Raw genomic sequence first — 12,257 nt, 5'->3', positions numbered from 1 at the left:
AATATGAATCTACAGTTCAAATTAAAAGATGTTCTTGAAGTTGATTTGTATTATGGATTTTATGAAATTTTTGTAGTAGGAGGTTTTGATGTTAGGGCAAATCCAGATTTTTTTGTTGAAATTCTTGATTTAAAGACAAATGATTCAATTCTTTTAAGAGAAAAAAGCTTTAAAATCAGAGATTATAAAAATGGTAAAAGGGCTGTAAAGTTCTTTACTTTTCAGATTACAAATAAGTCAAAATTCAAAATTTCCGTTCATAATTATGAAGATTTGACAGTTTATCATTCAATGATAGGAGCTAATCCATTTAGTATATTTAATTTGTTGGATATTTTAGGAGTAGCGAAAAGAAATCCAATTCCATTAGAGAATATTGAAATTCTTTTAATTAGTTAGGGTTTTTATATAAATTTAAAAAAGGCGTAACATTTAATCTTACGCCTTTTTTAGTTTATTTTTTGGAGATTTTAGCAAGTTGACTATAATCACTTTTTGATTTTAAATCTATATTAAAGTCGGTATGCTTTAAGTTAAAATTTAATTCCATGTTTAAAGTATTTTCACTTACAAAATGATTAGGTATATCATAAACTAATTTTCCTGTTCCATTTCCTGAACCACTCGACTCAAAGCGAGTATCAGCAAGTTTCATTGTATATGTCTGGACAATATCAAAAAAAGCAGATTTAGGAGTAATATTTTTTAAACTATAAGTAGTTGTGATTACCATTTCGATATTAATGCCGCCAATAGGAAGTGTAAGCGGGCTTTCCTGAGAAAAAGACTCACCTGTTTTTAATTTTTTTTCCGGCAGAGCTAGTTGATTAAAAGTACTTTGAACCATCTTAAAAATACTATTTTTAAAGTTTTCCTCCATTCCTTTCCCTACGATCGAATCCAATTTTGGCATGCTCGAAAGCGTAGCATTACCATACAAAAGGGTTCCGCTTGGAATTACACTTTTTCCATCTTTATCAGAAGTTTTTAAATATTCTATGGTAATAGGAAAGCTTCCGTTTTTATCAATTTTACCAGTTTTAGAAACAGTTTCTACATTAAATGAACTCTTTATTTTGACAGGATTTTCCGTTCCGTTTTTCTTTAGTATTTCCAGTAATTTTTCGGATCCTGAATATGTCATTTCATAATCTGAAGAATTAGTTACTGTTTGATTGTAAATGGTTTCAGGTGAGTAACCCGGTTTGAAGTCTAAAATTTGATTTGACTGGCAGTAATTTTGAAAAGTTGTAAAAATAAAAAATAGTAAAAAAGATTTTTTCATGTGTGAAAATTAGGGAGATAATTGTTTTAGGTATTTTATAAAACGAAAATAGACAAATTATTATCAATGAAAATTTTATTTTATCTAAAATTTTACCTTTGGTTTAAAAACAAAAAAGCAGCTTATAGATAATTATAAGCTGCTTTTTTTTTAGGAAAAAAATATTTTATTAAAGAGCAGTAGTTTGTTGTTCCGCCTCTCTTAATTTTTGATTGTCTAAAATCTTCTGAATAAAAGGTTTTACTTCTTTCTCAATTTCAGATTCAGATATATTTAAAGCTTTTGGATCTGATGCCAATTGCAGCCATGGTTTTGGGCCGTCAAAATTATAACTTCCAAAAACTACAACCGGAGTTCCTTTTACTTTTACATTCTCTTTGTCTTTCAAAATCCATTCATCGGCAAATTTGTAAAGATATTTAGCATCTTTTTCCAGTAATCTCAAACAGGAATGTGATGCTGGATAACCTGGTAATTCATATTCGTGAAAACCAACTCCAAGTTTGTTTTCGATATTAAAATTCCATTTTAAATCCCATTCGTCATTAAAAGTACTCGTTGTTTTTTCTGCTTTCCAATTGGTGAAAAATAACCCGGTTGGTGTTGGATCTTTTTTTCTTCCCATATTTGTTGGTCCAGTATAAACAAGTTCACCGTTTTCGTAAGCGGCAAAAGTCTGAGTAGGATAGGAGAAAATAATGATTTTCGAAATTTCTTCTAAAGCCCCAACATGCAGTGGAAACGGCAAATAATAAACTAAATCTCCACTAAAATCTGCAGGAATAACTACTGAATCTAACTTTTTTAAATTCGCTTTATCAGTTCTGTTTACTGCATAAACAATATCCAGTTTACTGCTGTCAGCTTCATTTGTTTTCAGCCATTCTTTAGTATTGCTAAATTGATAAGAAACTGCTGATTCTGGTTTCTTATATTCAATTGTTTTTTTAGGTTTTTTATCAGTTGTATTATCTGTCAGCTTTACAGTGTCACTTTTTTTACAAGAAATCACTAAGGCTAACATTAATATAAGTAGTACGTTTGCTGTATAATATAACTTTTTCATAGGGTCGTATTTTTATAGAAATAAAATTATAACTATACGCCTCAATATGTCTTACACAATTCTTTGAATTCTTTGCTGGATTTTCATTTTACAGCTATAACATTCATTTCAAACATTTCGTTTAAGATAAGTTTAAAAAGTTCTAACAAATCATTTAAGATATTTAAATCTAGAATTTCGCCATCACTAAAATAAGATAATTCAAATTTGTCTTTTGGAAGCTTCTCTTCCCAAATCCCTTTTTGATCTGAGATTTGAATGTTTACATCTTTCTGATTACTGATACTATTTCTTATATCACTATTTTTTAATAATGTTTTTATCTTAAATTCATTATTACTTTTAATTGTAAAGGCTTTATCAAAATCAGCATAACCAATTTCTATGTCTTGCGCCCCAAAGAATTTTTCAATTTTACGAATAAACCCTTCTTTATAAATTTCGAATCTAAAATTATCCTGTAAAGTAATCGGAACAATTACTCTAGTCATTTCGGTACTGTATTTTCCAGACCAAAGTGTATAATTATCAAAAACAATTTTCCAGTTTTCATATTCAATTTCAACAGAATCTGAATTCCAGAAATAGCCTTCTTTAAAAGTTCCATTGGTTTGTTTTGCAAATTCTTTCCAGATATTAATTTTGTCTTTAGATGTGTTTGTCATAAGATATTTACTTAGTCAGAAAAGTAAAAAATTATTTACTCAATTTAAATAAATTTTTTATTTCATGTTGCAGTTTAAATAAGTCGATAACACTATATAAACCTATCGATTCTTCAAGATGATCGTTTGCGGGCTTGTCTACAGAAACCTTTATCAATCGAATTTGATTGGCGGTGTCAGGTTCATGTTTTAATCCATAAACTGAAAATTTTGAAATCCTTTCAATTCCATCATTATAGATTTGGCCTTTTGCACATAGATTCTCTAATTCTTCCCAAGTTGGAACTTTATCAAAAATGCCATCATAAAATTCTAAAATCGGACTCTCATTAGCCCCAGAAATTTTATGAATATATGCAGCGTAAAAATGGTCTTCCAATTGAATTGAAATTACATCTCCTTTTCTGTAAAAAGTAATACTTTCCGGAATAGAAGGTTTTCGCTTTAAAGGTGCAGGCGATGATAAGATAAATTGTTTTATTTCTTCTGATTTTCTAAAAAAATCATCGCTTAAAGCTACTTCCTTGTTCAAAAGATCTATAGCTTCAATTGCTCTCTTGTTTATGGTGTCGTCTTTAAATCCGTATTTGTGTATAAGAACAGAAAGAGCGAGAATTGTTTTTTGCTTGTATTTATTAGAAATTTCACTTGCATTTAAAACACAATTCCAGCGATTTAATAGTTTAGGCAGTATATACAAAAGTTGTTTTTCTGTGTCTTTTTCATAGCACATTGCATGAAAAGTTACTGTTGCCAAATCATCATCAATTGATTTTACAAGATGTTTTGCTGCGAGTTTATCTAAAATTTGTTGGTGTGTCATATTTACTTCACTTAAAAAACAAACATACAATGTTTTAAGTTTTTTCTCTCTTTTAAATTTAAAGAAAAATTATTTCGATTCAATTAATTTCAACGTATATTCAAACTGTGTATCCTTATTTTGTAAAAAATCTTCTAAAGTTTGTTTAACTTCATGATCCGGAATAATTCCTCTGCCAAATATCTGATTGGCCTTTTTAGGAACATCCTGATCTAAATTTACAATTGAAAATTTTGTTTTAATTTTTGTATTTGGTAATTCATATTCAACAGGAGTGTGGCCGTTATGTCCGAAATAACCGCCCATAGTTTCTTCACCAATAATAATTGCATTTGTATTTCCTGTCACTAAAGAAGCGAATAACGACCCTGCAGAAGCAATTCTTGGACTTATCAATAAATAGATTTGTCCATTAAAATTGTTTGTATCAGGTTGTAATAATTGATTGAATTTTTCGTCCTGATTGTATTTTCCGTTTTCTAACTTCGGAAACTCTTCTTTTAAATCAGTTTCAAAATCATTTTTTTCTTCCAGCTTTTTTTGAGGTTCGGTTTCATCGTAAACAAAATAATCTGCAAACGGAATTTCCTGAAAACTAACATATGCAGAAGCATTTTCGCGATATGGTTTTTGTGTAAGATAAGAAAAAGTCAAAATATCATTTGGATCGCTGCCTCCGCCATTGTTTCTTACGTCTACAATTAGGTTATTTATCTGGTTATTTTTGCCTAAATATTGAAAACAGCTGTCCAGATATTTTTTATAAGCTAAATGTTCTTTCGCTTTTGCATTTTTACCAATTGAAAAGGTGTGAACAGAAAGTAAGGCTGTGTTTTTAGAAATAATCTTAAACGAATATTTGTTTTTTGCTTTATTAAACTGAAGACTATCTATAGGAAGTGAAAAACGATTTTTGAAATTTTCTTTTCGGATATCATTAGATACGGCAGAAACTATTTTAGTTAGTTTTTTAGAGCTGTTAAGAAGCGAATATTCTACTAAAAAACTCTTTTGAGGTCCGTATTCCATTTCAAAATATTTTCCAAACGAACTTGTTAATCCAATATATTTTCCTGAAATATTGTAGCCGTCAGTAGTGTAATATTTATAAAAGTCTTTTATTAGTTTATTGACTTTAATTTTGTTTACACTATGAATTTCTGAGCCTAACGGAATTTCTGAGTTTTGAAAATTGATTACTAACTTTCCTTCAATGAGTTTTACAGGATATGGAAAAAACACATTTCCTAATGAAAATTTATTCTGAAATTCATCAGGAAGAGTAGTATCATTGTGTACGCTGCCTTCAAAATCAGTAATTTTTAAAATGATTTTGTAAAATTCGAGCAGTGTTGCAGGTTTTTCTATTTGTGAAAATGCCCAGGAATAAATACTGTCAATTTGCTGTTTTGTGCGGTATTTGTATAATCCAGAATTGGCTTTTTCTCTTATTTCTTTAAAAATAGTAAGATCTTGTTTTAGTCTTTCGGCTGGCAGTTTCTCATTTTGTGCCATTATAAGAAAAGGTAAAAACAGAAAAAATAATATCTTGAATTTGGACATTTGAGTATTTTTAGAATTTAAAAATACTCAAAAAATCTAAATTAAATTTTTAATCTTCGCGTGTTGCAGCAATAAAATAGTTTTGGCATCTGTAATCTCTCCAGATTCAATCATGGCGTAAGCTTCATCAAAAGTATATTCCAGAACTTCAATATTTTCCTGTTCAGCGTCAAGTCCGCCGCCAGAGCTTACTTTCATGTTTTCATCATATTCTCCCACAAATAAATATAGAATCTCTGTTACAGAACCTGGAGACATGTAGGTTTCAATAACTTTTTGAACTTTTTTTAAGCGATAACCTGTTTCTTCTTCCGTTTCTCGAATTATAGCTTGTTCGGCATTATCTTTATCTAAAAGTCCGGCGCAAACCTCGATCATCATTCCGGTTTTATTTCCGTTAAGAAAAGTTGGTAAACGAAATTGTCTGGTTAGAATAACCGTTTTTTTAGAACTATTGTATAATAATATTCCGGCACCATTTCCGCGATCATACACTTCACGAATATGCGATTCTAATTTTTCGTTTTCCTTTTTATAGTTAAAAGTAACTTTGTTTAATACATACCAATTATCAGATAATAATTTGGTTTCTGTAATTTCAATTTCTGGATTTTTTCTCATTTCGAAAATAGTTTCATAAAAAAAACGCCCTGATTATCAGAGCGTTTAAATGTATTATTTTGTTATTGTTTGCTTTCTGTCTGGTCCAACTGATACAATTTTGATTGGCACTTCGATTTCTTTCTCAATAAACTCAATATATTCTTTTAGCTCGATTGGCAATGCATCATACGTTGTCAATCCTGTTAAATCTGCTTTCCAGCCTTTAAACTCTTTGTAAACCGGAGTAACATTTTCCGGTTCAATGTTATAAGGGAAGTGAGCAATGTTTTGACCTTTATAGTTGTATTCGGTACAAACTTTTAAAGTTTCAAAACCAGAAAGGACATCACCTTTCATCATCATTAATTGCGTAACTCCATTTACCTGAACAGCATATTTTAAAGCCACAAGGTCTAACCATCCGCAGCGTCTTTGTCTTCCTGTTACAGATCCAAATTCATTACCAACTCTTGCCATTGTAGCTCCAACTTCGTCAAAAAGTTCTGTTGGGAAAGGTCCGCTGCCAACACGAGTAACATAAGCTTTAAAAATTCCGTACACTTCTTTGATTTTGTTAGGAGCAATTCCTAAACCAGTACAAGCTCCTGCAGCAGTAGTATTTGATGAAGTTACAAATGGATAAGTTCCAAAATCAACATCTAATAATGAACCTTGAGCTCCTTCACATAGAATAGATTTACCTGCTTTTTGAGCTTGGTGAATATATTCTTCACTGTCAATAAAATCTAATTTTTTTAATTCTTCGATAGCTTCAAAGAACTCTTTTTCAAGTTCAGCTAAATTGTATTGAATAGCAACATCATAGAAAGCAATCATAGCTTCGTGCTTGTCAGCCAATGCTCTGTAACGCTCGTTAAAATCTTCTAATTCGATATCACCTACACGTAAACCGTTTCTACCAGTTTTGTCCATGTAAGTTGGGCCAATTCCTTTAAGAGTAGAACCAATTTTTGCTTTTCCTTTTGAAGCTTCAGAAGCCGCGTCAAGCAAACGGTGCGTTGGTAAAATTAAATGTGCTTTTCTTGAAATGATTAATTTCTTTTTGATGTCAAGGTTGAATTTCTCTAAACCTTCAATTTCTTTTTGAAAAACTACAGGATCAATTACAACACCATTTCCGATAATATTTATTGAATCTTTATGGAAAATTCCAGAAGGAATAGTTCTAAGTACGTGCTTAATTCCATCAAATTCTAATGTATGTCCTGCATTTGGTCCTCCTTGAAAACGTGCAATAATATCATAATTTGAGGTAAGAACGTCAACAATCTTTCCTTTACCTTCATCTCCCCATTGTAATCCTAGTAATAAATCTACCGTCATTCTGTTTTTAATTTGCGTTAGGACAATTAAAAGCTGTCCTACTGATTATGTAGTTAATTTTCTTTTTTTTTAATTTTTTGAAAAAGTCTTTCTTTTAAGACTGTGAACTCTGTTTTTTGTTTCCGTAGAAATAAAGCGAGTGATTTGTGATTTCAATATCAAATATCTCTTCGATAGTTTTTTTGATGGTTTGAATTCTTGGATCGCAAAATTCGATTACCTCACCAGAATCTGTCATAATGATATGATCATGCTGTTTATCAAAATATGATTTTTCGTAGTAAGCCTGATTTTGTCCAAATTGATGTTTTCTAACCAAAGCGCAGTCTAACAATAACTCGATCGTGTTGTAAAGCGTAGCCCTGCTCACACGGTAGTTTTTGTTTTTCATTTTGATGTATAGGTTTTCTATGTCAAAATGCTCCTCGCTATCGTAAATTTCCTGAAGTATAGCATAACGCTCAGGAGTTTTGCGATGCCCTTTTTGTTCAAGATACATTGTAAAAACATTTTTTACAATTTCTTGATTCTTAGTGTTGTCAGTTGAAATAAGTGTCATATCCTGCAAAGATAATTTTTTATTTTTAATGAATAAAAGTTTCGGGTTTAAAGTTTAACGTTTAAACTGGAATTTGATAACAGAGAATGTACCAAATTCAGGCTTTTGCGCTATTATATTTTACAAAGTCCAACAGAACTTAATTAACATAATTATTTTAATTTAGGAGAAAAATAACAGATTTTCAGTTCGTTTTTGACATATACATGTACCAGTTCCATTCCCATGTTTTTCCCTGATCGTCAGACATGGCTTGACTCCACACCGGATTATTTTCGTCACGGGCATCCCATCTAAATACCTGAATTACATTTTTGCCTTCGTAAATATCTTTAGAGAAAAAATGTCCAATTTTATCTTCAAATGAGCCTACAACAGGTTTGTCTAATGTTCCTGAATTAGAATCGGCCCAGTAAATGCTCCACAATTTTGTCTTCGGATTAAATAATCTAACGGTCATTCCTTCAAAAGGTTCTCCGTCAAAAGTGGCAAGAAAATTATCAATATTGCCAATCCCGTTTAAAATTTTATACATTTCCTGAGTTGATGGAAACTCAATCCACTCCGTACAGTTGGCAAATCTTGTTTTTAGTTTTTTGTTACGAATAACTGATTTTCCCTGAAAGAAATCGAAATCATCTTTTGAGGAAGATTTAGAAGCGACAATTAAAAGTTCTCCATTTTCATCAAAAATAACTTCGGGAATTTCTAGGTTTTCATTTTTCATAAACAATGATTTGGTTCTTGTTTTGACGCTTTGAGTTTAAATTATTTAAACACATAGAAGCATAGTTTTTCTTTGTCTGCAAAGGCGTTTCACTTGTATAAACAAACATAGCTATGTGTAAATGATGTGTCATTTATTTTACCTTTAACATTATAAATTGATTATAATAAATCTATGTTTCTATGTGTTAAATGGTTTTTTATTAATCATGCCTAATATTTTTTAAATATAAATTAGGTTCTATATTCTCTGGTAACTTTATCAACGCCGTCAATTTTTTTAATGGCATTGATCATTTTTTTCAAAATGGTATTGTTTTGAACAATTACCGCGATTTGTCCGTGAAAAATTCCCGCATCCGTACTCAACGAAATACTCTGAATATTAACGCTCATATTGTTTGAAATTACTCGCGTTAATTGATTTGTAAGTCCTAAAACGTCCATTCCGGTAATATTGATAATGGCTTTAAATTCTTCTTGAGAAGAATCTATCCATTTGGCACTCATGATTCTGTATGCATAATTAGACTGCATTCCAATAGCATTTGGACAATCTTTTTTATGCACTTTAATTCCTTCGTTTATCGTAACGAAACCAAAAACATCGTCACCCGGAATTGGGTTACAGCATTGCGAAAGTTTATAATCCAGTTTATCATGCTCAGTTCCAAAAACCAGCATGTCGTAATTACTGCTAATGACTGGTTTGTGGATATCTTCGGCAGCGGTGTTGTCTTTATTTCTTTTAATTTTATTTTTAAAGAAATTGATGAACGTATTTCCTTTTTGTGCTGCGTAATCTTTTAACTGCTGATTTTCGATAGCACCAATTCCAACGCGGTAAAATAAATCTAAACTGGTTTTTAGTTTAAAAAAGTTAACTAACTCGTTTGTAACTTGTTCGTTAAGCGTAATTTTTAAATGTTTAAGTTTTCGGGTGAGTAATTCTTTTCCTTCCTCGCCAATTTTTTTCGTGTTCTCGTTAAGAACGTTTTTGATCTTATTTTTTGCTCTTGAAGTGGTTACATATTCCAACCAGTTTACCGTAGGTTTTTGGTTTGCCGATGTAATAACTTCAACCTGATCACCGCTTTTTAATTCGTGGTTTAAAGGCACAAGACGCCCGTTTACGCGGGTTCCTCTTGTTTTAATTCCAATTTCTGAGTGAATACTAAAAGCAAAATCCAACGAAGTTGCGCCTTTTGGCAATGATTTTATTTCTCCTTTTGGGGTAAAAATGAAAATTTCTTTTGAATATAAATTCATTTTGAAATCTTCCACAAAATCTACCGCATTTGTCTCCGGATTTTCTAAAGCTTCACGAAGTAAATTCAGCCAGACATCTAAACCGCTTTCTTCACTTGCGCCATTTTTATATTTGTAATGTGCTGCATAACCTTTTTCTGCAATTTCATCCATACGCTCGCTTCGAACCTGAACTTCAACCCAGCGGCCTTTTGGTCCCATAACAGTTATGTGAAGTGCTTCATATCCAGTTGATTTTGGAGATGAAATCCAGTCACGCAAACGGCTTGGGCTCGGTCTGTAATGATCAGTTACGATGGAATATATTTTCCAGGCGATGAATTTTTCATCATGCGGATCTGATTTATAAACGATTCTAAGCGCAAATTTATCGTACACTTCATCAAAACTCACGTTTTGCGCGCGCATTTTACGGCGGATCGAATAAATAGATTTCGGACGGCCTTTTATAATATAATCTATATTTTCAGCATCAAGAGATTTCTTTAAAACATCAGAGATATCTTTGATGTAAGCATCCTGTTCTTCCTTAGTTTCTCTAATTTTGCTTACAATATCTTCGTATACAGCAGGTTCTGTATATTTTAATCCCAAATCTTCCAGTTTGGTTTTGATATTGTAAAGTCCCAAACGATGGGCGAGAGGAGCATAAATATAAAGCGTTTCAGAAGCAATTTTCGTCTGTTTATATTCTGCCATTGAATCCATGGTCTGCATATTATGAAGACGATCGGCTAATTTTATCAAAATTACACGCACGTCATCGTTCAAAGTCAGAATCATTTTGCGGAAATTCTCCGCCTGCATGGATGCATTTAAATCTTTTTGAACTAACGAAATCTTAGTTAAACCTTCAACAAGCTGCGCTACTTTTGGATTAAATAAACGCTCAATATCTTCAACAGTTATGGGAGTATCTTCGACAACATCGTGTAATAAAGCCGCGGCAATAGAGGTCGCTCCCAGACCAATTTCTGAGGCAACAATTTTCGCAACTGCAATAGGATGAAAGATATACGCTTCGCCAGATTTGCGTCTTTGTTCTTTGTGAGCATCAACAGCAACATCAAAAGCTTTACGAATTAATTTTTTGTCGGCAGGTGTTAAAGTCTGGTAACTAATTCGCAGTAATTCCTTGTATTCGTGCGTAATTGCTTTGTTTTCTTTTTCAATATCTATTTCTATCATAACGGCATAGTTCAAGTACTAAAAATAAGAATAACTTAGAACATACGCAAGGGAATGGATTGTTGATTTTAGAGTTAAGATTTTAGATTTTTTGAATAAAAAAAGGGCTTCGACTTCGCTCAGCCTGACAGAAAATAAATTCCAATTTTTTAAATTCCAAATCCCAATAAAAAAGAGCAAAGCGATTTTTTATAAATCTAAAATCTAAAATCTAAAATCTAAAATCTAAAATCTAAAATCTAAAATCTAAAACCCTCTTTGTCTTTTTGCTTCAAAAATTAAAATAGCGGCAGCGACAGAAACATTCATGCTGTCGATTTCGCCCTGCATTGGGATAATAATGTTTTGCGTTGCTTCGTCACGCCATTTTTGCGTTAAGCCTGTCGCTTCTGTACCAACAACCAAAGCGGTTGGAGTAGTGAAGTTTTGGGTATGATAGGAAGTTGAATTTTGTAAAGTTGCCGAGTAAAAACTGATCTTTTTTTCTTTTAAAAAAGCAATAATTTCTTCGGTTGTTCCGGTTGCGATTTGGTTGGTAAACAAACAGCCAACGCTGGAACGCACAATATTCGGATTGTATAAATCGCTTTTTGGGTCTGCAATTAAAACGGCATCAAGATTTGCGGCATCTGCGGTACGTAAAACGGCGCCGACATTTCCGGGTTTTTCCAGAGATTCGGCCACTAAAATTAATGGATTATCAGATAATTTTAAATCGGATAATTTTAGAGATTTGGTTTTGGCTACAGCCAAGATACCTTCGGTTGTATCGCGATAAGCTAGCTTTTGGTAAACTTCTTTGTTGATTTCGATTAACTGAACCGATGAAGAAACTAGTTTATTGATTTGGTTTTCGGTCACTAAATCGGGTAAAAATAAAACAGTTTCAATTTCGTAACCGCCTTTTATGGCTAATGAAATTTCGCGTTGCCCTTCAATTAAAAATGTTCCGGTTTGTTTTCTGGCTTTTGCTTTTTCCTGTAATAAAGCAAGCGATTTTATAAACGGATTTTGAACTGAAGTTATTTGTTTCATTTTTTTTGAGTCTCAAAGTTGCAAAGGCTCAAAGGTACAGAGTTTTTTTCTTCCTGCAAGGTTTTGAATATTTATAGTTTTCGCCACGAATTACACGAATTTTCACGAATTATAATTGAGTTCAATCAAAA

At 31.8% G+C, this 12,257-nt stretch carries 12 protein-coding genes; 1 reads left to right on the top strand and 11 read right to left on the bottom strand.

The features are described from left to right. The first annotated feature begins 3 nt into the window (after positions 1 to 3). Positions 4 to 399 (top strand): hypothetical protein, encoded by a 396-nt coding sequence (locus FLAPXU55_RS22940; protein ID WP_180861634.1) that lies wholly within the window; start codon positions 4 to 6, stop codon positions 397 to 399. A 55-nt stretch (positions 400 to 454) separates the two neighbouring features. On the opposite strand, the gene FLAPXU55_RS22935 is transcribed toward FLAPXU55_RS22940, so the two are convergent. The 11 genes from FLAPXU55_RS22935 to FLAPXU55_RS22885 all read right to left on the bottom strand — a co-directional run bounded on the left by FLAPXU55_RS22935 (position 455) and on the right by FLAPXU55_RS22885 (position 12,126). Next, complete coding sequence (locus FLAPXU55_RS22935; RefSeq protein WP_180861632.1) at positions 455 to 1,285, bottom strand: hypothetical protein; 831 nt, start codon at positions 1,283 to 1,285, stop codon at positions 455 to 457. Between the two features lie 169 nt (positions 1,286 to 1,454). Next, entirely contained in the window at positions 1,455 to 2,351 is an 897-nt protein-coding gene (locus FLAPXU55_RS22930) for a L,D-transpeptidase (RefSeq protein WP_180861630.1), read from the bottom strand. A gap of 83 nt (positions 2,352 to 2,434) precedes the next feature. Continuing rightward, on the bottom strand, positions 2,435 to 3,016 hold the full coding sequence (locus tag FLAPXU55_RS22925; protein WP_180861628.1) for a hypothetical protein: 582 nt from the start codon (positions 3,014 to 3,016) through the stop codon (positions 2,435 to 2,437). A 31-nt stretch (positions 3,017 to 3,047) separates the two neighbouring features. After that, a complete protein-coding gene (locus FLAPXU55_RS22920; protein WP_180861627.1) occupies positions 3,048 to 3,839 on the bottom strand; it encodes a hypothetical protein in 792 nt (263 codons plus the stop codon). Between the two features lie 69 nt (positions 3,840 to 3,908). After that, complete coding sequence (locus tag FLAPXU55_RS22915) at positions 3,909 to 5,354, bottom strand: S41 family peptidase (RefSeq protein WP_235992149.1); 1,446 nt, start codon at positions 5,352 to 5,354, stop codon at positions 3,909 to 3,911. An 84-nt stretch (positions 5,355 to 5,438) separates the two neighbouring features. Beyond that, the gene (locus FLAPXU55_RS22910) at positions 5,439 to 6,023 is read right to left on the bottom strand and encodes an NUDIX domain-containing protein (protein ID WP_180861625.1); all 585 of its coding nucleotides are present in this window, start codon (positions 6,021 to 6,023) and stop codon (positions 5,439 to 5,441) included. A 54-nt stretch (positions 6,024 to 6,077) separates the two neighbouring features. Further along, the gene (locus FLAPXU55_RS22905) at positions 6,078 to 7,349 is read right to left on the bottom strand and encodes an adenylosuccinate synthase (protein WP_053471019.1); all 1,272 of its coding nucleotides are present in this window, start codon (positions 7,347 to 7,349) and stop codon (positions 6,078 to 6,080) included. 94 nt (positions 7,350 to 7,443) lie between these two features. Then, positions 7,444 to 7,908 carry a Fur family transcriptional regulator gene (locus tag FLAPXU55_RS22900; RefSeq protein ID WP_053471018.1) on the bottom strand — a complete coding sequence of 155 codons (465 nt, stop codon included), beginning with the start codon at positions 7,906 to 7,908 and terminating at the stop codon, positions 7,444 to 7,446. A 184-nt stretch (positions 7,909 to 8,092) separates the two neighbouring features. Further along, positions 8,093 to 8,635 (bottom strand): hypothetical protein, encoded by a 543-nt coding sequence (locus tag FLAPXU55_RS22895; RefSeq protein WP_180861624.1) that lies wholly within the window; start codon positions 8,633 to 8,635, stop codon positions 8,093 to 8,095. A 233-nt stretch (positions 8,636 to 8,868) separates the two neighbouring features. Further along, positions 8,869 to 11,091, bottom strand: coding sequence for a RelA/SpoT family protein (locus FLAPXU55_RS22890; RefSeq protein ID WP_053471017.1), 2,223 nt, complete (start codon positions 11,089 to 11,091; stop codon positions 8,869 to 8,871). Positions 11,092 to 11,337: 246 nt separating this feature from the next. Continuing rightward, a complete protein-coding gene (locus FLAPXU55_RS22885) occupies positions 11,338 to 12,126 on the bottom strand; it encodes a TrmH family RNA methyltransferase (RefSeq protein ID WP_053471016.1) in 789 nt (262 codons plus the stop codon). Between the last annotated feature and the right edge of the window lie 131 nt (positions 12,127 to 12,257).

Source organism: Flavobacterium panici, from assembly GCF_903819335.1.
GTDB classification, from domain to species: domain Bacteria; phylum Bacteroidota; class Bacteroidia; order Flavobacteriales; family Flavobacteriaceae; genus Flavobacterium; species Flavobacterium panici.
This window is presented reverse-complemented; position numbering and strand designations above follow the sequence as displayed.